This window comes from Streptomyces sp. NPDC051909 (genome assembly GCF_040681095.1).
Classification (GTDB): domain Bacteria; phylum Actinomycetota; class Actinomycetes; order Streptomycetales; family Streptomycetaceae; genus Streptomyces.
On sequence record NZ_JBFAYA010000011.1, the window covers coordinates 48509 to 70038 of the forward strand.

24 protein-coding genes and 2 pseudogenes are annotated in these 21530 nt (G+C 72.3%); 11 read left to right on the forward strand and 15 right to left on the reverse strand.

All coding sequences use genetic code 11. The features are described 5' to 3' along the window. Positions 1-9: 9 nt before the first annotated feature. The 5 genes from AB0M18_RS19035 to AB0M18_RS19055 all read right to left on the reverse strand — a co-directional run bounded on the left by AB0M18_RS19035 (position 10) and on the right by AB0M18_RS19055 (position 2615). Entirely contained in the window at positions 10-270 is a 261-nt protein-coding gene (locus tag AB0M18_RS19035; protein ID WP_365759368.1) for a hypothetical protein, read from the reverse strand. Then, positions 267-974: a nucleotidyltransferase family protein gene (locus tag AB0M18_RS19040; protein ID WP_365759370.1), complete on the reverse strand. Its 708-nt coding sequence runs from the start codon at positions 972-974 to the stop codon at positions 267-269. The genes AB0M18_RS19035 and AB0M18_RS19040 overlap by 4 nt, the downstream gene beginning before the upstream one ends. A 132-nt stretch (positions 975-1106) precedes the next feature. After that, entirely contained in the window at positions 1107-1292 is a 186-nt protein-coding gene (locus AB0M18_RS19045) for a hypothetical protein (protein WP_365759372.1), read from the reverse strand. A gap of 123 nt (positions 1293-1415) precedes the next feature. Continuing rightward, positions 1416-2123 (reverse strand): DUF6766 family protein, encoded by a 708-nt coding sequence (locus AB0M18_RS19050; protein WP_365759374.1) that lies wholly within the window; start codon positions 2121-2123, stop codon positions 1416-1418. Positions 2124-2207: 84 nt separating this feature from the next. After that, the gene (locus tag AB0M18_RS19055) at positions 2208-2615 is read right to left on the reverse strand and encodes a hypothetical protein (RefSeq protein WP_365759376.1); all 408 of its coding nucleotides are present in this window, start codon (positions 2613-2615) and stop codon (positions 2208-2210) included. A gap of 142 nt (positions 2616-2757) precedes the next feature. Between AB0M18_RS19055 and AB0M18_RS19060 the strand changes: the two genes are divergently transcribed. After that, positions 2758-2907, forward strand: coding sequence for a hypothetical protein (locus AB0M18_RS19060; RefSeq protein ID WP_365759377.1), 150 nt, complete (start codon positions 2758-2760; stop codon positions 2905-2907). A gap of 409 nt (positions 2908-3316) precedes the next feature. Here AB0M18_RS19060 and AB0M18_RS19065 read toward each other — a convergent pair. Continuing rightward, positions 3317-4414, reverse strand: a pseudogene (locus AB0M18_RS19065) (IS256 family transposase); the annotation flags it as partial. Positions 4415-4733: 319 nt separating this feature from the next. Further along, complete coding sequence (locus tag AB0M18_RS19070; protein ID WP_365759379.1) at positions 4734-4946, reverse strand: CsbD family protein; 213 nt, start codon at positions 4944-4946, stop codon at positions 4734-4736. 423 nt (positions 4947-5369) lie between these two features. Here AB0M18_RS19070 and AB0M18_RS19075 point away from each other — a divergent pair, with 423 nt between their 5' ends. The 7 genes from AB0M18_RS19075 to AB0M18_RS19105 all read left to right on the forward strand — a co-directional run bounded on the left by AB0M18_RS19075 (position 5370) and on the right by AB0M18_RS19105 (position 11524). After that, positions 5370-6209, forward strand: a complete 840-nt coding sequence (locus tag AB0M18_RS19075; protein WP_365759381.1) for a HipA family kinase — start codon at positions 5370-5372, stop codon at positions 6207-6209. After that, positions 6206-6589, forward strand: a complete 384-nt coding sequence (locus AB0M18_RS19080; RefSeq protein WP_365759382.1) for a DUF3037 domain-containing protein — start codon at positions 6206-6208, stop codon at positions 6587-6589. The genes AB0M18_RS19075 and AB0M18_RS19080 overlap by 4 nt, the downstream gene beginning before the upstream one ends. 267 nt (positions 6590-6856) lie before the next feature. Continuing rightward, complete coding sequence (gene fabG / locus AB0M18_RS19085; protein ID WP_365759384.1) at positions 6857-7618, forward strand: 3-oxoacyl-ACP reductase FabG; 762 nt, start codon at positions 6857-6859, stop codon at positions 7616-7618. Between the two features lie 38 nt (positions 7619-7656). Next, on the forward strand, positions 7657-8424 hold the full coding sequence (locus AB0M18_RS19090; RefSeq protein ID WP_365759386.1) for an SDR family oxidoreductase: 768 nt from the start codon (positions 7657-7659) through the stop codon (positions 8422-8424). Positions 8425-8572: 148 nt separating this feature from the next. Beyond that, a complete protein-coding gene (locus AB0M18_RS19095) occupies positions 8573-10153 on the forward strand; it encodes an ABC transporter substrate-binding protein (protein ID WP_365759388.1) in 1581 nt (526 codons plus the stop codon). Between the two features lie 106 nt (positions 10154-10259). Continuing rightward, the gene (ung, locus tag AB0M18_RS19100) at positions 10260-10943 is read left to right on the forward strand and encodes a uracil-DNA glycosylase (protein ID WP_365759390.1); all 684 of its coding nucleotides are present in this window, start codon (positions 10260-10262) and stop codon (positions 10941-10943) included. A gap of 95 nt (positions 10944-11038) precedes the next feature. Further along, the gene (locus AB0M18_RS19105) at positions 11039-11524 is read left to right on the forward strand and encodes a hypothetical protein (protein WP_365759392.1); all 486 of its coding nucleotides are present in this window, start codon (positions 11039-11041) and stop codon (positions 11522-11524) included. Between the two features lie 38 nt (positions 11525-11562). On the opposite strand, the gene AB0M18_RS19110 is transcribed toward AB0M18_RS19105, so the two are convergent. From AB0M18_RS19110 to AB0M18_RS19120, 3 genes are all read right to left on the reverse strand, one after another. Further along, positions 11563-12027: a hypothetical protein gene (locus tag AB0M18_RS19110; RefSeq protein ID WP_365759394.1), complete on the reverse strand. Its 465-nt coding sequence runs from the start codon at positions 12025-12027 to the stop codon at positions 11563-11565. Between the two features lie 134 nt (positions 12028-12161). Further along, a complete protein-coding gene (locus AB0M18_RS19115; RefSeq protein WP_365759396.1) occupies positions 12162-12692 on the reverse strand; it encodes a DinB family protein in 531 nt (176 codons plus the stop codon). Positions 12693-12733: 41 nt separating this feature from the next. After that, complete coding sequence (locus AB0M18_RS19120; protein ID WP_365759398.1) at positions 12734-13357, reverse strand: TetR/AcrR family transcriptional regulator; 624 nt, start codon at positions 13355-13357, stop codon at positions 12734-12736. 136 nt (positions 13358-13493) lie between these two features. Here AB0M18_RS19120 and AB0M18_RS19125 point away from each other — a divergent pair, with 136 nt between their 5' ends. After that, a complete protein-coding gene (locus tag AB0M18_RS19125) occupies positions 13494-14792 on the forward strand; it encodes an FAD-dependent monooxygenase (RefSeq protein WP_365759400.1) in 1299 nt (432 codons plus the stop codon). A 71-nt stretch (positions 14793-14863) separates the two neighbouring features. Next, positions 14864-15769 (forward strand): Gfo/Idh/MocA family oxidoreductase, encoded by a 906-nt coding sequence (locus AB0M18_RS19130; protein ID WP_365759402.1) that lies wholly within the window; start codon positions 14864-14866, stop codon positions 15767-15769. On the opposite strand, the gene lnt is transcribed toward AB0M18_RS19130, so the two are convergent. From lnt to AB0M18_RS19150, 4 genes are all read right to left on the reverse strand, one after another. Further along, positions 15693-17405, reverse strand: a complete 1713-nt coding sequence (gene lnt, locus AB0M18_RS19135) for an apolipoprotein N-acyltransferase (protein WP_365759404.1) — start codon at positions 17403-17405, stop codon at positions 15693-15695. The genes AB0M18_RS19130 and lnt overlap by 77 nt on opposite strands. A gap of 52 nt (positions 17406-17457) precedes the next feature. Further along, positions 17458-17895 (reverse strand): nuclear transport factor 2 family protein, encoded by a 438-nt coding sequence (locus AB0M18_RS19140; RefSeq protein ID WP_365759406.1) that lies wholly within the window; start codon positions 17893-17895, stop codon positions 17458-17460. A 105-nt stretch (positions 17896-18000) separates the two neighbouring features. Further along, positions 18001-18876: an undecaprenyl-diphosphate phosphatase gene (locus tag AB0M18_RS19145; RefSeq protein WP_365759408.1), complete on the reverse strand. Its 876-nt coding sequence runs from the start codon at positions 18874-18876 to the stop codon at positions 18001-18003. Positions 18877-18998: 122 nt separating this feature from the next. Beyond that, positions 18999-19460, reverse strand: coding sequence for a helix-turn-helix domain-containing protein (locus AB0M18_RS19150; protein ID WP_365759410.1), 462 nt, complete (start codon positions 19458-19460; stop codon positions 18999-19001). A gap of 130 nt (positions 19461-19590) precedes the next feature. Between AB0M18_RS19150 and AB0M18_RS19155 the strand changes: the two are divergent. Beyond that, positions 19591-20759 (forward strand): annotated as a pseudogene (locus AB0M18_RS19155) (thiolase family protein). 21 nt (positions 20760-20780) lie between these two features. On the opposite strand, the gene AB0M18_RS19160 reads toward AB0M18_RS19155, so the two are convergent. Continuing rightward, positions 20781-21521 carry a TVP38/TMEM64 family protein gene (locus AB0M18_RS19160; protein WP_365759412.1) on the reverse strand — a complete coding sequence of 247 codons (741 nt, stop codon included), beginning with the start codon at positions 21519-21521 and terminating at the stop codon, positions 20781-20783. Between the last annotated feature and the right edge of the window lie 9 nt (positions 21522-21530).

A 21530-nucleotide genomic window follows, 5' to 3' on the forward strand; every position in this document is an offset into this window, starting at 1 on the left:
ATGCCTGCGTCATGGCACTCGCTCCACATGGTCGGGGGCGTCGGCGGAGGGCGTGGTGAGGTCCGTGCGTACGACGAGTCCGGCCAACTCCTCCCGAGCCAGCCGCAGGATCCCCTCCCGTCGGCCGGCCGTGGGCAGTGCGCCCGTCAACAGGACGGCGTCGCCCCGGAGTTCGATCCGGACACCCAGTTCGGCCACATCGTCTCCGGCGAGCCGTTCACGCAACCGTGCGATCCGGTATTCGACTTCCTGGGAATCGTGTTCGGTCATCGGCCTCGCTCCTTCTCGCTGTCGGGGCGGGGCCGGATGACGTCGAGCAGTTCCAGCAGGTACAGGAATGCCGTCGCCATCGGCTTGTTCCGGGTTTCCTTGCGCACACGACCCCAGTCGACGCGTTCACGCAGCCCGCGGGCGACGGGGAGCAGTGCCCCGAAGTCGCAGTGGTGCTCCGAGAACGCGGCCAGCCGCCCGGTCATGAGGTCGGTCGGCTCGATCACGGGCATGTGCACCGAGTCCACGGGCAGGGTCTCGGCACGTCGGAGTAGTTCCGTCGTGACGGGGCGGCCGGCCAGGGCGAAGATCAGATCGATCTGCTCTCCGTCCCTGCGGCCCTTGATCAGCCAGTCCTCGGGCGGTTCGACGATCTCGATGCCGTGATCGCTGAGCACCTGGGTCACCTGCTCGGCGTCCTCCCGGCGTACGGCGAAATCCGCGTCGTGCTGCAGGCGCACCGGGATTCCGTAGGCGTAGACGGCGACGCTGCCGACCAGGGCGAACAGACACCCCGAGGATTTGAGTACGCCGGCGACCTCTTTCGTGACCTCCAGAATCGCCTGGGTGTGGTCCGCGGGGAGCTGCCGGGCCCGCTCATCACCGGCCTCGCGCGCCGCGAGCCCTACGGTGCCGGAGCCCGTGGGCCGCCGGCCGGCGGAGGTGGCGCCGTCGTTCGCAGGGGTTCCTTCGACGAGGTTCATCTCGATCCCTCCTGCCGAATGCACCGCTGTCGGCTCGAAGCCCCGGGGACCTGCCAGTACCCCGTCCGCCCCGAAGAATGCGCCGGGCCCGACGGACCCCTCGGGGAGCCGTCGGATCGGTTCGAAAAGCGTTCAGCGAGCCGTCAGGAGGATCTGCGCCGACAGGTTCTTGATCACGGTCTCGGTCCACCGGAGCCGGCGCTGTGCCCGTGGCCGGCCCAGCTCGACGAGCTCGCTGAGGCGCGCGTCCCGGTTGACCTCGGCGGCCTGGGCCAGCATCTGCCAGTACATGCAGTTGCCGGCCACGGCAAGGTGCACCGCCCGTAGGCCCTCCAGGAGGAGCCGTCCATGACGCCCTCCTCATCGCCGAGTGACGGCCCGAGTGACGGCCCGAGTGGCGGCCCGAGGGACGGCGCGTGCGACTGCCCGTTCCTGGGCGCTTCAGCCCTCCACACCGGTCGCCGAGTGCGGGGAGCCGACCGGTTTGGACTCCGGGGAGCCGCGCTGGCGGAGGTAGACGGAGAGGATGGCCATGGCGGCGACGGCGAGGAGCTCCGACTGCCAGTTCTGCAGCGAGCGGTTCCAGAAGTCGGAGGAGGCGAGGTAGTCGCCCCAGTCGATCGGCGCCTGCAGCTGCCGCAGCCGTTCGCCGTTGTACGCGGCGACGCCGGCGACGGACTGGGCGAACCACGACAGGAGGAAGAACACCGCCATCGCCATGCCCAGTGAGCGGGAGTAGAGCGCCTGACGCCAGTCCTTGGTGCCGGCCCAGCGCGGCGAGTCGGAGCCGGCGTGGTCGCCCATCCGCTGCTCGCGATCGCTCTCCGCGCCGGCCCGGTCGAGGGACTTCGACTCCGGCGAGCCGCGCTGCAGGAGGTGGACGGTACCGAACACGTAGAGGAAGAACTGCAGGAACTCGGACTGCCAGTTCTCGGTGACGTCGACGGCGAAGTCCGAGGACGTCAGATAGGCGCCGAGCCCGATCTGCTGGAGCCCGTCAACGGCCATCTGCTCGTTGAACTCCGCCCGTCCGGCGACGGCCTGGGCGGCGAGCACCACCAGGAAGGCCCCGCCGAAGGCGAGGGTCAGGCTGTTGGAGCGCCAGAAGCCGAGGTGCTCGGTGCGATCCGAACCGTGTCCGCTCGTCACCGGTGCATCGCCCCGATCGCCGTGAAGTAGGCGAGGCCACCCAGAATCGTCAGGACGAGGCCAATGAACACGGCCCTCATTCCGTCACCCTCCCTTCAGCGAGCAGCGGTACGGCTCGTCCGGCGCCTGTGGGACACAGCCCGCCGCAGTGACCAGCCACCCGCTGTCGAACTGCGACAGGAACAGCGTGTCGCTGGTCATCCGAAGCAGTGCGTCCCGTCCGTACGCATCGACTCCGCGGACCGGGCCGGCCGACGGCAGATCGAGGTCACGCAGGGCCGGACCGCAGGGGCCCTTGGCGTCCTCCTCGACCTCGTCCCGGGTCTCGGGGGCGAGCAGCTCGCAGCCTGTGCGGTAGTCCCCAGAGGCCAGCGCCGCGGCGAACCGCCGGCCGGCGGCGGAAGCGCCGTCCTCGCGAGCGGTGGACGCGCCGCACCCGCACAGGAAGGCCGTGACCAGCAGCGCACCGGCCGCCCGCAGAGGTATCGACATGCCCTCACTCTGCCCGTGCTGGCCGCCGGGCACCGCGACGCGGGGCCGCCCGCGCCGCCGCCTTCACCCGATCGCGTGCTCCCGCTCAACGCCGGCGCCCGCGCCGGGCTCCGCCGCTTCCTGCCTCTCCTCTTCGAGGCCTGTGCGGAGCAGCCGGTGGAAGAAGGAGCGGTATCGGCGCAAGGCCGTCCGCAGACTCTCGGTGTCGACGTCCTCGCCCTGTCGCCACTGCGCCGTGGCGCTCCTGGTCCTCGTCTGCGCCGCGTACGAGATCGTCCTGGCCGTCCAGTAGAGCGTTCTGGCGGACGCACGCGGGAGCGCCAGGTTCGCTCGCACGCCAGGGCGTTCACGGACGCCATGACATTCGCGCCGCGGGCCGGGGTTCGGCCGGGCTCGTCGCGCGTAAGCATGTGCGGTCGCATGCCCGTAGAACTCAGTCCTCCAGCACTGTGCGCTGGGCCGTCGGGAGTAATCGTCAACACCTGTGGATCGACGGTTTCTCAGCTCCGCGAAGATCTGAACGGGGTAAGTCCTTCAACCACCGACAGCTCGGCCTTGAGGGACTCGGCGGCAGCCGGTGATTCGATGAGGAGGAGGACCGACACGTCGGGGTAGTCGTCCTCGTAGAGTTCATCTTCGCCGTCATCTCCGGGAACGGCGTTCGGCTGGACCTGGAGGTGGGCGCCGGTGATCGCGCGCTAGCGGTCCTGAGCGGACTCGACCAGCTTGAACACCATCGCCAGGGCGGCGGCGGGGCTGCCGGCGCCGCGGGTGACCTTGGTCCGCAGCTTGACCGTGGAGAAAGTGGACTCGATGGGGTTCGTGGTCCGCAGGTGGATCCAGTGCCCGGCCGGGAAGTCGTAGAACGCCAGCAGCTCCTCCCGGTCGTCGGCGAACGCGAACCCCTCGATCGCCTTCTCGGCGTGCGCGCGGTCCTTGGCGTTGTAGATTTCCTGCCTCGCCTTCGTCGCGCCTGGCTGTGCAGACTTCGGCAGGGCGCTCGTGACATTGCGGGCCTTGTGGAACCAGCACCGCTGGTGACGGGCGGCGGGGAACACCTCGGCCGGGGCCTTCCACAGACCCATCGCACCGTCGCCGACGACGAGTTCGGGGTCGCGCATTCCCCGCCGACGGCAGTCGCGCAGCAGGTCGGCCCACGACTCCGTGGACTCCCGCAGCCCCTCCGCGAGCGCGATCAGCTCCTTGGTGCCGTCCAGCCGCACCCCAAGCAGCACCAGCACGCACGAGGTGGGCCTGGCCGAGCCTCACCTTGGGGTGGACGCCGTCGGCCCACACGTAGACGAAGTCGCGGTCCGACAGGTCGCGCTCCTGGAAGGCGGTGTGGTCGTTCTGCCACTGCCTGGTAAGCCTCGTCACCGTGGCCGGCGACAGCCCGGCGGCCGAGCCGAGGAACTGCTCCAGCGCCGGGACGAAGTCGCCCGAGGACAGTCCGTGCAGCTGAAGCAGCGGCAGTACCTCGGAGATCTTCGGGGACTTGCGGCACCACGGGGCCAGAATCCGGGAGGAGAACCGCTTGCGCTCGCCGGTGGCCTCGTCCACGCGCCGGTCCTTCACCCGGGGCGCGGTGACCTCGACCGGTCCGGCGGCGGTGACCACTGTGCGGGGCCGGTGGTGGCCGTTGCGGACCACCAGCGTGGTTGCGGTGGGGCGCGGCGCCGCGCCATTCCATCCAGCGCGGATCGTCGCGGATCCGCGACGAGATCGTCGAGGCGGCGCCTTCCGGAGAGACCGCGAGCTTGTGGTCGGAGTGGGTGATTCTGAGGTAGGTGACAGACCATGCCCTCGACCCCGCGCGGTGACCCGCCGCCCCCCGGAAGCGCTGGGGCGGTGCACGACGATCGGGACATCGCTCATGTCCGCAGGCTGCCCCGATCCTCCCAAAAACGCCACATGGACATCGGCGCGGCGGCGTCGAGGTCGAAGCGAGGGTGTGTCTTCCGTCCTCCGTCACCCTGTGGTGCGTCAGTTGGTCCTTGTTCCGTCGTCATGGCCGCGAGTGTTCTCTCGGCGACGCCGGGAACGACCACGTGGCGCGGCATGGCCCGGACATTGGGCATGCAGATTCTGTCCGGGCCAGCCACCATTGTGATGCGGCCGTCACGTGTGACGCCGCATCTTCCCATTGGCCTCTTCCACCGTTCCCTTCACGGTCTTCTCGGCCTCACCGGCAGCCTGTTGGGCCCGGCCTTTCACCTGGTCCCGGACACCCTTCAGACGCAGGTCTTGCTTGCCCGTCGCCTCTCCGGTCATCTCCTTCACCTTGCCCACCGCTTCTTGGGCTTTCCCTCGCATCTTCTTGCCTTCAGCCACGCCGATCAGCTCCTCAGATGACTCCGAAGCCCCTATTGAGGCCGTGCACGGCGGCTACCCGACCACGGTTGCGGTATTCGCCATCTCTCCGAGGGTCGCCCCACGCGCTTCGGCAACGCCGTCTGGAAGCCGGCCTTGGGCAAGGCCGGCGTCTTCCCGCCACGTGCCGAGGAGGCGAAAGCCTGGCAGTGGGTGTCGGCGCCCTCTCGTCGGCGGTGGTGGCCCACCCGCGAACGCCCGCCACGGGGCGAGGACGTCCCTCCCGCCCCGTACTGTCCCAGCGGGTGACTTGGCCGGGCCCGGCCGGCGCGCCGACTCCGAGGCGAGCCCGGCCGGGCCCGGCTCCGCCGCGCCCGCGAGGCCTCAGCCCTGCCGCGCGAAAACCGGAGCGGGGGCGGGCGGTGCCCCGGATAGCCTGGGGGGATGCTTACCGAAGTGACAGCGACCCGCTATGTCACGCCCTTGCGTGAGGGCGGCTCGCTCCCCGGGATCGTCGAGGCCGACGATCTCGGCACGTACGTCATGAAGTTCACCGGCGCCGGGCAGGGGCGCAAGACCCTCGTCGCGGAGGTGATCTGCGGGCAGCTGGCCCGGCGGCTCGGCCTGCGGGTGCCGGAGCTCGTCACCATCCAGCTCGACCCGGTGATCGGTCTCTCCGAGCCCGACCAGGAGGTGCAGGAGCTGCTCAAGGCGAGTGGCGGCCTGAACCTCGGGATGGACTTCCTGCCCGGCTCGCTCGGCTTCGACCCGCTCGCGTACGAGGTCGACCCGAAGGAGGCCGGGAAGGTCGTCTGGTTCGACGCCGTCATCAACAACGTCGACCGGTCCTGGCGCAACCCGAACATGCTTGTCTGGCACGGCGACCTGTGGCTGATCGACCACGGCGCCACCATGATCTGGCACCACAACTGGCCCGGCGCCCAGGCCTCCGCCGCGAAGCCGTACGACGCCTCCGACCACGCCCTCGCGCCGTTCTCGCCCGATGTCGCCGCCGCTGCCGCCGAGCTGGCCCCGCTCGTCACCCGCGAGCTGCTCACCGAGGTCGCGGCCGACGTGCCCGACGAGTGGCTGGTCGACGAGCCCGGCTTCGACAGCACCGACGCCCTGCGCGCCGCCTACGTGGAGGCGCTGCTGCCGCGCGCCGCGACCATCCACGAGCGGATCACCCTCGGGCCGCGCACCGAGCGCCGCCCCCAGCAGCCCCCGGGCTGGCTCGCCGACCGCCTCGCCCCGCGCCCCACCCAGAAGGACAGCACCACGTGACCGACCGCGACGTCTTCGAGTACGCGCTGCTGCGCGTGGTGCCGCGCGTCGAGCGCGGCGAGTGCTTCAACGCGGGCGTGGTCGTCTACTGCCGCGCCCGGTCCTTCGTGGCCGCCCGCACCCATCTGGACGAGGCCAAGCTGGCCGCGCTCGACCCGGGCGCCGACGTGACCGGCGTACGGGCCGCGCTGCACGCCGTCGAGGGCGTCTGCGCGGGCGGCGAGGCCGCCGGCCAGGCGTCCGGGGACGACGCGGGCCGGCGCTTCCGCTGGCTGATCGCGCCCCGCTCCACGGTGGTCCAGCCCGGTCCCGTGCACACCGGCCTGACCGCCGACCCGGAGGCCGAGGTGGAACGGCTGCTCGACCTGCTCGTCCGCTGACCGCGCCAGGACGCGCCGGAGCGCGCCGGACAGCGGCCGTAGCCCCTCCCCGGCGGGGGAAGGGGCCCGGCCGGGTCAAGGCGCGCGCCGCGTGATCCGGTGCACCCGGTGGGGCGTTGACACCGGGTGCCAGGGCTTCTAGCGTCTCGTCTGCGGGCAATACTAAGCGGTCGCTCACCTCCCGGAACGAGGGTCACCGGGTGAGGACGGGCGGGCCGCGGGGTAGGCACCGCATCCAGGGACGAGCCAAGGGCGAGGAGAACAAGCATGTCCACCACCGAGCAGCGGGTAGCCGTCGTCACCGGTGCGGCGCGGGGCATCGGCGCCGCCACCGCGATCCGGCTGGCGGCCGAGGGCCGCGCCGTCGCCGTACTCGACCTCGACGAGGCGGCCTGCAAGGACACCGTCGAGAAGATCACGGCCGCGGGCGGCACCGCGCTCGCCGTCGGCTGCGACGTCTCCGACGCCGCCCAGGTGGAGGCGGCCGTCGCGCGGGTCGCCGCCGAGCTCGGCCCGCCCACCATCCTCGTCAACAACGCCGGCGTGCTCCGCGACAACCTGCTGTTCAAGATGTCCGAGTCGGACTGGGACATCGTGATGAACGTGCATCTCAAGGGCGCGTTCCTGATGGCCAAGGCCTGTCAGAAGCACATGGTGGACGCGGGCTTCGGCCGGATCGTCTCGCTCTCCTCGTCCTCGGCCCTGGGCAACCGCGGCCAGGCCAACTACTCCGCCGTCAAGGCCGGTCTGCAGGGCCTGACCAAGACCCTCGCCAAGGAGCTCGGCAAGTTCGGCATCACCGCCAACGCCGTCGCCCCGGGCTTCATCGTCACCGAGATGACCGCGCAGACCGCCGAGCGCGTCGGCATGGGCTTCGAGGACTTCCAGGCCGCCGCCGCCTCCATGATCCCGGTGCAGCGGGTCGGCCGCCCCGAGGACGTCGCCAACGCGATCGCCTTCTTCGCGGGCGACGACGCCGGCTTCGTCTCCGGCCAGGTCATGTACGTGGCCGGCGGCCCGCTCAACTGACGCGCGGGGCGAGAGAAGCAGGCGAGAGGAACAGTCGCATGAGCAGCAAGGAGCTGCCCGAGCTCTCGGGCAAGGTCGCCCTCGTCACCGGCGCGAGCCGGGGCATCGGCTACGGGGTTGCCGAGGCCCTGGTCGCCCGCGGCGACCGGGTCTGCATCACCGGCCGCGGCGAGGAGGCCCTGAAGGAGGCCGTGGAGCGGCTCGGCGCCGACCGCGTCATCGCCGTACCCGGCAAGGCCCACGACGAGGCCCATCAGGCCGCCGCGGTCGAGGCCACCATGGAGGCCTTCGGACGGGTCGACTTCCTGATCAACAACGCGGGCACCAACCCGGTCTTCGGCCCCATCGCCGAGCTCGACCTGAACGTCGCCCGCAAGGTCTTCGAGACGAATGTGGTCTCGGCGCTCGGCTTCGCCCAGCAGACCTATCGCGCGTGGCAGAAGGAGCACGGCGGGGCGATCGTGAACATCGCCTCGATCGCCGGCGTCTCCGCCTCGCCGTTCATCGGCGCCTACGGAATCAGCAAGGCCGCGATGATCAATCTGACCCTCCAGCTGGCGCACGAATTCGCGCCGCTGGTGCGTGTCAACGCGATCGCGCCCGCCGTCGTGAAGACGAAGTTCGCGGCGGCCCTGTACGAGGGCCGGGAGGCCGAGGCGGCCGCCCGGTACGCGCTCGGCCGGCTCGGCCAGCCCGAGGACATCGGCGGCGCCGCCGCCTTCCTCACCTCGTCGCAGTCGGACTGGATCACTGGTCAGACGCTCGTCGTCGACGGCGGTCTTTTCCTGAACGCCGGTGTCGAGTGACCGATATCCGGACACTTCGCTGAATTCTTGACCGGTTTGGCCCCGGTTATCCATCGAATGCCTCAAGTGCCCCGCCAGGGTCGAACATTGACCTGGCGGGGTGCTGCGGTATGGTCGGCCGACCCCAGGCTGAACGAGGAGCGTGCACGTGTTCAACCGGACCAGTCTGCAGGCCGCTGCAGCCCTTGCGTCCATATCCCTCCTGTCCGGATGCGGTGTGTTTTCGGACGGTGAATCCGCAGCGGACCAGAGAATCGTCGTGGGGACGACGAGTTCTCCCAGCACCCTCGATCCGGCGGCCGCCTGGGACAATTCCTGGGAGCTTTTCCGGAATGTCTTCCAGACGCTCGTGGCCTTTCCGACCGGAAGCACGCTTCCGCAGCCGGACGCCGCCGACTGCGCCTTCAAGCAGGGCTCGTCGAGCCGGGTCTACGAGTGCCGGATCCATGACGGGCTCACCTTCTCGAACGGCCACAAGCTGGACGCCGAGGCGGTGAAGTACTCGATCGAGCGGATCCGCACGATCAACGTCGACGGCGGACCGAACGGCATGCTCGGCTCGCTCTCCAAGATCGACGTCACCGACCCGCAGACCGTCGTCTTCCGGCTCAACAAGCCCGACGCCACCTTCCCCTTCATCCTCGCCACCCCGGCCATGTCGATCGTCGACCCGGCCGAGTACTCCGCGGACAAGCTCCGCGAGGACGGCAAGCTGGTCGGCTCCGGCCCGTACGTCCTCGACTCCTACAGCGAGGGCGACAAGGCCGAGCTCACCCGCAACCCCAGCTACAAGGGCTTCGCCGACCGCAAGAACGGCGGCGTGACCATCCGGTACTTCAAGGAGTCCGAGCCGATGGTCACCGCCCTCAAGAACAAGGAGATCGACGCCACCTACCGCGGTCTGACCGCCGAGGAGGTGGTCGCCCTCCAGGAGGACAAGCCGGAGAACCAGCACCTCCAGCTCGTCGAGTCCACCGGCGCCGACATCCGCTACCTGGTCTTCAACGCCAAGGACCCCTCGGTCGCCAAGCCGGCCGTCCGCCGGGCCATCGCCCAGCTGGTCAACCGCGACGAACTGGTCAACAAGGTCTACCAGGGCACCGCCGAGCCGCTGTACTCGATGGTCCCCAAGGGCATCGCCGGCCACACCACCAAGTTCTTCGACCGCTTCGGCTCGCCCGACGAGGCCAAGGCCAAGGCCATCCTCCGCGAGGCCGGCATCACCGATCCGGTGAAGCTGGACTTCTGGTACGCCACCGACCGTTACGGATCCGCCACCGCGCCCGAGTTCGCCGAGCTCAAGCGCCAGCTGGAGGCCTCCGGGCTGTTCGAGATCACCCTCCACGGCAAGCCGTGGAAGGAGTTCCAGGCCGCCTACCAGAAGGGCCAGTACCCGGTCTTCGGCCGCGGCTGGTTCCCCGACTTCCCGGACGCGGACAACTTCATCGCCCCCTTCGTGGGCAAGAAGAACGTCCTCGGCACGCCGTACGTCAGCCCGCGGATCACCGACGAGCTCCTGCCCAAGTCCCGGCGCGAGAGCGACCGCGCGGGCGTCACGGACGAGTTCACCGAGGCGCAGGAGATCATGGTGCAGGACGTCCGGCTGCTGCCGCTGTGGCAGGGCAAGCTCTACATCGCCGCGAGCGAGGACATCGCGGGCGGCGAGCGGGCCCTCGACCCGCAGACCGTCATGCAGATGTGGGAGCTCAGCCGGCGCACCAGCTGGTAGGAAGCGGCCGGAAGACGCCCGAAGGCCCGGGCGGCGGACGGTGTTGTCAGTGGGGCCCGGTAGGTTCTCGTGTCGATCAGACGAACGCCCACCGGAGGTTCCCGACGTGACCGACACCGACCTGCTGCCCGAGTCCTGGCGCGGCGTCCTCGGCGAAGAGCTGGCGCAGCCCTACTTCAAGGAGCTGACCGAGTTCGTCGAGGAGGAGCGGGCCAGGGGGCCGGTCTACCCGCCGCGCGATCAGGTCTTCGCCGCCCTCGAAGCCACCCCGTTCGACCAGGTCAAGGTCCTGATCCTGGGCCAGGACCCGTACCACGGCGAGGGCCAGGGCCACGGCCTGTGCTTCTCCGTCCGGCCGGGCGTCAAGACCCCGCCCTCGCTGCGCAACATCTACAAGGAGATGCAGGCCGAGCTCGGCCACCCCATCCCCGACAACGGCTATCTGATGCCGTGGGCTCAGCAGGGTGTCCTGCTGCTCAACGCGGTGCTCACGGTCCGCGCCGGCGAGGCCAACTCGCACAAGGGCAAGGGCTGGGAGAAGTTCACCGACGCCGTCATCCGCGCTGTCGCCGACCGCCCCGACCCGGCGGTCTTCGTCCTGTGGGGCAACTACGCGCAGAAGAAGCTGCCCCTCATCGACGAGGAGAGGCACGTGGTCGTGAAGGGCGCCCACCCCTCGCCGCTTTCGGCGAAGAAGTTCTTCGGTTCGCAGCCCTTCACCCAGATCGACGCGGCCGTCGCCGCGCAGGGCCACGAGCCGATCGACTGGCGCATCCCGAACCTCGGCTGACCCCCGCGGAGCCGGCCCGGATCCGGCGCGCCGAGGGCACACCTCGGTGCCGGATCCGGCAGGCTCGGAGCGGGACCGAACACGGGGAGGCCGTGATGACCGGGCAGCAGGTGGCGGACGACGCCGTCATGACCAGGATCGGGCAGGCGGTCATGCTGCTCCACGGCGGCGACCGGGAGGAGGCCCGCAATCGCTTCGGCGCGATCTGGGACCAGCTCGGCCCCGACGGGGACCCGCTGCACCGCTGCACCCTCGCCCACTACATGGCCGACGCACAGGACGACCCGGACGTCGAGCTGGCCTGGGACCTGCGCGCCCTGACCGCCGCCGAGAACCTCGACGAGGACCGGCTCGCCCGCCACGACTCGACGGTCGCGCTGCGGGCCCTCCACCCCTCGCTCCACCTCAATCTCGCCGCCGACTACGTGAAGCTGGCCCGCCCCGACGCCGCGCGGATCCATCTGGACCGGGCCCGCGCCGCCGCCGAGGCCCTGGACGACGACGGCTACGGCAACGGGGTGCGGGCCGCTATCGACCGCCTCGAACTGCGACTGCGGGGCGGCTTTCCGGGCCCGGCCTGATCCGGAAGACACGCCCTGGGCCGTGCGGCCCAGCCTGCTCAGCGCCCGTACGTGCTCCGGCAGAGCCGTGCCTGCGGGCTGTCCGGGCTCCACCCTCCGTAGGACTGCCCGAGCGCGCACACACCGGCCCGGTCGCGTGGGACGTCCGGCACCTTCGGCAGACGCACGTCGGGGGTCCGCGGGCGCTGCTGCTGGGGTACGGCGGAGGGGCGCGGGTGTTCGGTGCGGCGCGGCCGGGCGGGGGCGGACGGGCCGTCGGTGCGGCGCCGCTCCACCGCCGCCTGCGGCTCGGGGGGATCGGGCATCGCCGCCTCCAGGGCCTCGCGGGCGGGCCCCTGCATGATCTGCGGGGCCACGTCCTGGCCGTCGGGGGAGGCGGCGCTGCCGGCGGAGGCGGCGGGCGCGGGGGCCGCGGGCGGCGACTCGACGGCGACACAGCCCGTCAGGGCGGCGGCCATGGCCACGCCGGCGAGCAGCGTCACTGGGGTTCGGGTTCCATGCACCGGGCAACTGTGCAGGTCGGGACGGCTGCCGCGCGCCCCTACTCGCGGGGAATGCCCCGCACGAGTGATCACCCCGGCCCGCGCTGACCGCGCCCGGAGGGCCGGGCCCGGGGCCGGTCCGGGGCCTGATGCGGTCAGGCGCCGGTGGCGCCGTCGACGCGCTCGCGGATCAGGTCCGCGTGGCCGTTGTGGCGGGCGTACTCCTCGATCATGTGGAGATAGATCCAGCGCAGGTTGATGAGGTCGCCGGTGCGGTCGTGCGTGCCCGCGGCGAGGTCGTCGAGGTCGCGCCCCTCGGTCAGCTTCCGGGCATGGGCGATCTCCGCCTGCCAGGTGGCGTGCGCCTCCTCGTAGCCGTCGTCGTCGGTCGTGTGGAGGCTCCGGTCGAAGTCCTCGTCGGTGGCGTAGAGCCACGGGGTCTCCTCGCCGCCGAACACCTTGCGGAACCAGCCGCGCTCGGCCTCGGCCATGTGCCGGACCAGGCCGAGCAGATTGAGCTCGGAGGGCGGTACGGAGACGGTGCGGAGCTGCGCGTCGGTGAGGCCCGCGCACTTCGTCGCGAGGGTCGCGCGGTGGAACTCGAGCCACTGCTCCAGGGCCTGGCGCTCGCCGGTGGCGGTGGCCGGGTGGACGCGCTCGGGTACCGCGGTGTGATCGTTCGTCATGTCGGGCATCGTCGCGGACGGCCCGGCCGGATGCCACCGGATCAGCGTGGCGGCGGCCCGCCCAGCATGCCCCGTAGCAACTCGTCGAAGCCGGTGCGCAGTTCGGCCCGGCTGGGCACGGCCGCGTGGAAGGAGCCGGCCGCGCAGGAGAACATCAGGCCCTCGCACCAGGCGATCAGGGAGAGCGCGTGCCGCTCGGGCGCGGGGGAGCCGGCCGCACGCATCATCGCGATCACGGGGCCGTGGAAGACGGCGCCGGCGGAGTCGAAGAAGGACCGCAGCTCGGGCCGCCGGGTCGCCTCCAGGGCGAGCTCGTAGCGGGAGACGAGCAGTGATCGGTGGTCCGTCAGATAGCGGTGCAGCGCGAGCGCGAGCGTGTCGACCAGGACCTCCGGACCTGCGCCGGGCCCGGGCAGCTCGTGCGGGGCGAGGACGCCCGACTCGCGCTCGACCTGGCGGCGTACGGCGGTCTCCAGGAGCGCCTGGCGGGTGCGGGCGTGGTTGGAGGTGGAGCCCTGGGGGAGTCCGGCCCGCTCGTCGACGGCGCGGTGGGTGAGCCCGCGCATCCCACGCTCCACGAGCAGATCGAGCGCGGCGTCGCCGATCCGCTCGGCGCGGGTGGGCGGGGCGTCGGGGGCCGGGGCCGGGGCGGGGGCAGCGGTCATGAGGACAACCTATGCGACCCGCGCGGCCCCACCTCCCCCTCGAACTACAGCTGTAGTACGGTGAGGGCGCGATCTCACTACACTTGTAGTGCGGGTGCTCGTGCCGAGCCGCCCGCCGTCCCTCCGAGGGGGAGTCATGGAACAGCACCGCGCCGTCGTCGTCGGAGCCGGCATCGGCGGTCTCACCACCGCCGTCGCCCTGTGCGCCCGAGGCTGGGACGTCACCGTCCTCGAACGCGCCGCCGACCTCGCACCCGTCGGCGCCGGGATCGGCCTCGCCCCCAACGCCCTGCGCGCCCTCGACGTCATCGGCCTCGGCGCACCCGTCCGCGAGCTCGCCGCCTGGCAGGGCGACGGCGGCATGCGCCGCCCGGACGGACGCTGGCTCGCCCGCACCGACGCCCGGGCCGCCGCCGCCCGCTTCGGCGACCCCCTCGTCCTGCTGCACCGCGCCACCCTGATCGGGCTGCTCACCGCCGCCCTGCCCGACGGCACCGTCCGCACCGCCGCTCCCGCCGCCCTCGCCCACCCCGGTGACGCGGCCCGGCCCGCCCGCGTCACCACTCCCGACGGCGAGCTTGAGGCCGAACTCGTCGTCGCCGCCGACGGCATCCGCTCCGCCACCCGGGCCGCCCTGTTCCCCGCCCACCCCGGTCCCCGCTACTCCGGCCACACCACCTGGCGCACCGTCATCCCCGCGCCCGAACGGCCCTTCGCCCCGCACGAGACCTGGGGACCCGGCCGCCTCTGGGGCAGCCAGCCGCTCAAGGACGGGCGGGTCTACGCCTATGCCATGGCCGCCGCGCCCGAGGGCGCGCACGCGCCGGACGGCGAGAAGGCCGTGCTGGAGCGCCTGTTCGGCGGCTGGCACCACCCCGTGCCCGCGATCCTCGCCGCCACCGAGGAGAGCGCCGTCCTGCGCCACGACGTACACCACCTCATCGACCCGCTGCCCGCCTTCCACCAGGGCCGCACCGCCCTTCTCGGCGACGCCGCCCACGCCATGCAGCCCACCCTCGGCCAGGGCGGCAACCAGGCGATCGAGGACGCGATCGTCCTCGCCCACCACATCGGCGCCGGGCGGCAGGTGCCGGACGCCCTCGCCGCGTACACCGCCGACCGGCTGCCCCGTACCACCGCACTCGTCCGCAAGGCCGCCCGCACCGGCCGGCTCGCCCTGCTCTCCGCCCGGCCTGCGGTCGCCCTCAGGGACGCGGCCGTGACCGCCGTCTCCCGCTTCGGCCCCGGCCTCGTGCTGCGCGGCTTCGACGGCATCGCCGACTGGCGCCCGCCCACCGACGGAGGCCCGGACGCCGGACGCCCGGACACCGGACGCCCGGACACCGGGCGTCCGGCCGGGAGTCCGACAGAACGTCAGGCCGGCGGCCCCTCCGGCGATTCGGCCGGGAGCACGGCCCACGGCCGCCCCGCGTAAGCTGACCCGCGCCGCGCGGCCCGACCGCCGCGCGGCGCGGGACGAGGCGACGACGGCAAGGAGACACCCCCGTGAAGGTTGGCTGCATCGGCCTGGGCGACATCGCCCGCAAGGCCTACCTGCCGGTCCTGGCCGCCCTCCCCGGGGTCGATCTCCACCTCCAGACCCGCAGCCGCGCCACCCTCGACGAACTCGGCGACACCTACCACCTGCCCGCCGAACGCCGCCACACCGGCCTCGACTCGCTGCTCTCCGCCGGCCTCGACGCCGCCTTCGTGCACGCCGCCACCACCGCCCACGCGGAGATCGTCACCCGGCTCCTGGAGGCCGGCGTACCCACCTACGTCGACAAGCCGCTCGCGTACGAATACGCCGACTCCGAGCGCCTGGTCGAGCTCGCCGAGAAGCGCGGGGTCGGCCTCGCCGTCGGCTTCAACCGCCGCCTCGCCCCCGGCTACGCCCAGTGCGCGGAGCACCCGCGCGAACTGATCCTCATGCAGAAGAACCGCATCGGACTGCCCGAGGACCCGCGCACCTTCGTCCTCGACGACTTCATCCACGTCGTCGACACCCTGCGCTTCCTGCTGCCCGGCGAGGTCGAGCACACGGACGTGCGCGCCCGGGTCCGCGACGGGCTGCTGCACCACGTGGTGCTCCAGCTCTCCGGCGACGGCTTCACCGCCATCGGCATGATGAACCGCCTGAACGGCTCCACCGAGGAGATCCTGGAGGTCTCCGGACAGGACTCCAAGCGCCAGGTCCTCAACCTCGCCGAGGTCGTCGACCACAAGGGCCAGCCCAGCGTGCGGCGGCGCGGGGACTGGGTGCCGGTGGCCCGGCAGCGCGGCATCGAGCAGGCAGTGCACGCCTTCCTCGACGCCGTGCGCGCGGGCCGGACGCTCAGCGCCCGGGACGCCCTGCGGACCCACGAGCTGTGCGAGTACGTGGTGCGCCAGGTGCTCGCCCAGGCCTCCTGAGCACCGGCGGGCGCCGCCACGGCCGCCCGCCGAGGAAGGCCAGGACGATCACGGCGAAGGCCCCGTACACCGCCCAGTCGCCCAGCCGCTCGTACAGCGTGGGACCCCCACCGAGCGGCAGCGCGTAGACGGCCGTCGTGCTGTCGGCGGTGCCGAGCTCCGGGCCGATCCGCCGCCCGTCCGGCCCGTACACGGCGCTGATCCCGGTCAGCGTCGCGTGCACCGTCGGACGGCCCGTCTCCGCCGCCCGCAGCGCGCCCAGCGAGGCGTGCTGCGCCGGCGCCCAGGAGTGCTGGAAGGTCGAGGTCGACGACTGGGCGACAAGGACGTCCGCGCCGTCCCGGGCGAGCTGCCGGCTCATGTCGGGGAAGGCGGTCTCGAAGCAGATCAGCGGCCCGATCCGCAGCCCCGAAGGCCCGGGCCCGGCCGACTCCGGCAGCGTCATCACCACCGGCGCCGTACCGCGCCGCCGGTCCTCGACGGCCGCCTTGCCCACCGAGGTCGCCCAGCCGAGCACCGGCCGGGCGGGGATGTACTCGCCGAACGGCACGAGCCGCATCTTGTCGTACCGCTCGCCCGTCGGCCCGTCCCGCCCGACCAGGATCGCGCTCTTGAAGATCCCCGGCCGGTCCGAGCGGCGCGCGTCCACGTTCACCAGGATCGGCGCGTCCACGGTCCGGGCGAGCGTGGTCAGCCGTGCCGTGAGGTCCGGCCGGGCCGCCAGGTCCATGCCGACGCTGCTCTCGCCCCACACCACCAGGTCGAGGCGCTGCCCGGCCAGCGTCCTGGTCAGCTCCTCGCCCCGGTCGAAGCGCTGGCCCGGAGGGGGGATCAGCCCGGGCTGCACCACCGCGATCCGCACCGTGCCCGTGCCGCGCGAGGGCGCGCCGGCCCACCACGCGAGACCCACGAGCAGGGCGCAGCACAGCAGCCCGGCCACGGCCGTGCGGCGCAGCGAGGGTACGGAGAGGAACAGGGCGACGGCCGTGTTCACGGCCACCACGAGCAGGGTCACCAGCCACACCCCGCCGACCGAGGCGAGCCGCAGCCCGGCCTGCACCTGCCACTGGCCGGCCCCGAGCAGCCCCCAGGGCCCGCCGAGGCCCTGCCAGGAGCGGACCAGCTCGACGAGCAGCCAGCCGGACGGTACGACGAGCAGCGCGGCCGCGGCCCGGCGCGGCGACGGCGTCCCGCCCAGCATCGACCGCACCAGGCGCCCCCAGGGCAGCCAGAGGAGCCCGAGCAGTGCGGCGATCACCAGGAGGAAGACGTGCAGGCTGGGCAGCAGCCAGTGGTGCACGGCCACCATGAACCCGATGCCGCCGCACCAGCCGTCCAGACCGGCCCGGCGCTGGTCGGGCGCCGTGCGGATCAGCAGCAGCCAGGGGACGAGAGCCAGATACGCCCACCACCACAGGCCGGGCTCGGGGAAGGCGAGCGCGGGCAGCGCCCCGAGGAGGAAGGCGAACCCGGACCGGCCGAGCCCGTGGAGGCGGCCGCGGGGCGGAGCCACGGCCGCGGTACCGGGGCCCGCGCCGGTGCCGGGATCGGCGCCAGGGGTGGTTCCGGCGTCCGTGCCCGCTCCGGGCGCCGCCGTCCCGGCCGTCTCCGGCCGGTGGGCGAACGGGATCCGCATGCCCTGCCTCCAGGTGTCGCCTCCAGTGTGCGCGCGCCGGTCCCGGCGGGCCTCACCTGCGGCGCCACCTCTCCTCGACCACCACGCCCCGCAGCCGCCAGCCGGCGTCCGTACGGAGCGCGGTGAAGTCGTACCGCCCGCCGCACACGAAATCCTCGCCCGACTCGAAGCGCATCGGGTTCACGTAGTCGGCGCGCACGCCGGCCGTGTCACCCGGAAAGCCCCCCGCGTCCGCCACCCGGAACCGGCGGTTGACGATGAGGTGCTGCCGTACGGGGAAGAGCCGCATCGTTCCGGCCAGCCATGCGGCGACCTCCGCGGCCGGCCCCTCGATCCCGCCCGAGCCGCTGTAGTCGGCGCGCCCGTCCGGGGTGAACAGCCCCCGGTACGCGGTCCAGTCGGAGTCGTCCACGGCCACGGCGTAACCGGTGACCAGGTCGTCGAGGGCGAGCCGGTCCATCACGCCTGCCAGGTCCACGCGCTGCGTCATCGCCTCAGTGTCGGGCAGCGGACGCGAGAGGCCAAGGGCCCGTACGGCTTCCGCTGTACGGGCCCTCGGCCGTGTCTTCCGCCTTCGCGTGACGGTCGGGTGCGGTCAGCCCGCGGACTCGCCGGCGTGCGGGCTGAGCACACCGGTGGCGACCAGCACGATCAGCAGGATGCCCAGCGCGATCCGGTAGATCACGAACGGCATGAAGGACTTCGTGGAGATGAACTTCATGAACCACGCGATCACCGCGTAGCCCACCACGAACGCGATGATCGTGGCGAAGACCGTCGGGCCCCAGGAGACGTGGCCGCCCTCGGCCGCGTCCTTGAGCTCCAGGCCGCCGGAGGCGACCACCGCGGGGATGGCGAGCAGGAAGGAGTAGCGGGCGGCGGCCTCACGGGTGTAGCCCATGAGCAGACCGCCGGAGATGGTGGCGCCGGAGCGCGAGACGCCCGGGATCAGCGCCATCGCCTGGCAGACGCCGTAGATCAGGCCGTCCCGCACGCCGAGCTCCGCCAGCGACTTGCGCTCGCGCGCGGCCCGGTGCCGGCCGCCCAGCTCGTCGCGGGCCGCGAGCCGGTCGGCCACCCCGAGCACGATGCCCATGACGATCAGCGTGGTGGCGGTGAGCCGCAGATCACGGAACGGGCCCTCGATCTGGTCCTTGAGCGTGACGCCGAGGACACCGATCGGGATCGAGCCGACGATGACCAGCCAGCCCATCTGCGCGTCGTGGTCGGAGCGCATCGCCTTGTCGAAGAGCGAGCGGAACCAGGCCGAGATGATCCGCCCGATGTCCTTGCGGAAGTAGATGATGACGGCGCTCTCGGTGCCGATCTGGGTGATGGCCGTGAACGCGGCGCCCGGGTCCTCCCAGCCGGCGAAGGCGGCGGTGAGCCGCAGGTGCGCGCTGGAGGAGATGGGAAGGAACTCGGTAAGCCCCTGGACGAGTCCGAGGATGAATGATTCGAACCAACTCATGGGGCCAGGGCCGTCCCGAATGTACTTGTGCGGTCATAAGGTCGGTGCGCAGCGTACCGTCCCGAGATGACGCGCCCGCCACGGGGCCGTGGCGCCGGCGGGCGGACGTCCGGGGGCGGCGTTCAGCCCTCCACCGGGCCCGTCGTGGTCCAGCCCGGGGCCTGCATGTGGTGCTTGAGGTCGGCGGGTTCCGGCGCGGTGCCGCAGTGCCCGCAGACCACCCGGGGGTCGAGGACCTCGCCGCAGCCGTGCTCCAGGAGCACCGGCCGGGCGTCGGGGTTGAGATGGCGGTCGCCCCACGCCATCAGGGTCAGCAGCACCGGCGCCAGGTCCTCGCCGGACGGCGTCGCCCGGTACTCGTAGCGCTTCGGGCGCTCGCTGTAGGCGACCTTCTCCAGGATCCCTGCCTCGACGAGCCGCTTGAGCCGGGCGGTGAGGATGTCGCGCGGGGCGCCCGTGTTGCGGGCGATGCGGTCGAAGCGGCGGACGCCGAGGGAGATCTCGCGCAGCACGAGGAGGGAGTACTTCTCGCCGACCAGCGCGAGCGTGTCGGCGATGGAGCAGGGGCGGGGGGCGGCCTTCATGGGCCCAAGCCTAAGGCAGCGACGCAGGGGAGGGTTTGAAAATCCAACCCACTGGGCTATGTTACCGACAAGTGTTGGTCCAGTTTTCCAACCTTGCACCCCAGGAACCCCGCATCCCAGGAGCCGTGTCATGCGCGACGCCGTCATCGTCGAAGCAGTCCGAACGCCCATCGGGAAGGGCAAGCCCGGCGGATCCCTCGCCGACGTCCACCCCGTCGCCCTCCTCTCCCACACCCTGCGCGCCCTGATCGACCGGGCCGGGATCGACCCCGCCCGGGTCGACGACGTCATCGGCGGCACCGTCGACCAGGTCGGCGAGCAGGCCATGAACACCACCCGCTACGCCTGGCTGGGCGCCGGCCTCCCCGAGACCGTGCCCGCCACGACCGTCGACCGGCAGTGCGGTTCCTCCCAGCAGGCCGTGCACTTCGCCGCCCAGGGCGTCATGTCCGGCGCGTACGACATCGTCGTGGCCTGCGGAGTCGAGTCGATGAGCCGCGTCCCGATGTGGTCCAACGTGCCGCCCGGCGCCGACCCCTTCGGCCCCGGCGTCGCCGCCCGCTACCCCGACGGCCTCGTCCCACAGGGCATCAGCGCCGAGCTCATCGCCGCCAAGTGGTCGCTGACCCGCGCCGCCATGGACGAGTTCGCCGCCGCCTCGCACGCCAAGGCGGCGCGCGGCTGGGCCGACGGACTCTTCGACGACCAGGTCGTGCCGTACGGGACGTGCGCCGCGACGAGTCCGTGCGCCCCGCCACCACCCCCGAGATCCTCGCCGGGCTGCGGCCCTCCTTCGAGGACCCCGGCTTCGCCGAGCGCTTCCCCCAGATCGACTGGTCCGTCACCGCCGGCAACAGCAGCCCGGTCAACGACGGCGCCTCCGCCGTCCTCGTCATGGCCGCCGAGACCGCCCGCGCCCTCGGCCTGCGCCCGCTCGCCCGGCTCCACTCCTTCGCCGTCACCGGCTCCGACCCGCTGCTCATGCTCACCGGCGTCATCCCCGCCACCGAGAAGGTGCTGCGCCGGGCCGGCCTGGACCTCGCGGACATCGACCTCTTCGAGATCAACGAGGCCTTCGCGAGCGTCGTCCTCGCCTGGCAGCAGGAGACCGGCGCCGACCCGGCCAAGGTCAACGTGCACGGCGGCGCCATCGCCCTCGGGCACCCGCTCGGCGCGAGCGGCACCCGGCTCACCACCACCCTGGTGCACGCCCTGCGGGCGCGCGGCGGCCGCTACGGCCTCCAGGCGATGTGCGAGGCGGGCGGCCTGGCCAACGCGATGATCGTCGAAGCCCTGTAGCGCCCGTTCCGGGGGTGCGGCTCAGGCCGACACCGGCTGCCGTTCCCCCCGCTCCCGATTCGGCTCCCGCTCCGGCTCCCGTAGGGCCGGGTCGGCCGCACCCCCGCCCGAGGCCGCCGCCCGGAGGTGGTGCCGCTTGCGCCAGCCCACCACCGCGGCGACCGCCGCCGACAGGACGATGAAGCCCGTCGAGATCAGGAAGGCGGGAGAGGTCGGGGAGGTCGCCTCGCTGCCCGCGATCACGTACGCGACCGTGTTCGGTACGGAGCCGAGCGCGGTCGCCAGGAGGAACGGGAGGCACCGCATCCGGGACACGGCCGCCGCGTAGTTCGCCACCACGAACGGCATCCCGGGGAAGAGGCGGATCGCCAGCATCGACCGGAAACCGTGCCGGCTCAGCTGGCCGTCCGCCGCCTTCAGCCACCGGCCCCGTACATAGGGCCGCAGCGCCTCCTGGCCGAGCGCCCGGCCGAGCGCGAACGAAAGACCCGCGCCCAGGACCGTGCCGCCGAGCGCCGCGGCGAAGCCCGCCTGGGTGCCGAAGAGCGCCCCGGCGGCCAGATTCAGGATCGGCCGCGGCACCAGGGACGCCGTGCACACCCCGTACGCGAGCCCGAAGACCAGCACCGCGCCCGCGCCGCTCAGCTGCGGCGGCCAGCCCGCGGACAGCAGCCGCTGCGGCTCGAACAGCAGCACCGACCCGCCCGCGGTGAGCAGGATCAGGGCGAGATACGCCAGCCGGGCCTTGGGCGAGAGGAGCATGGCCGGGAG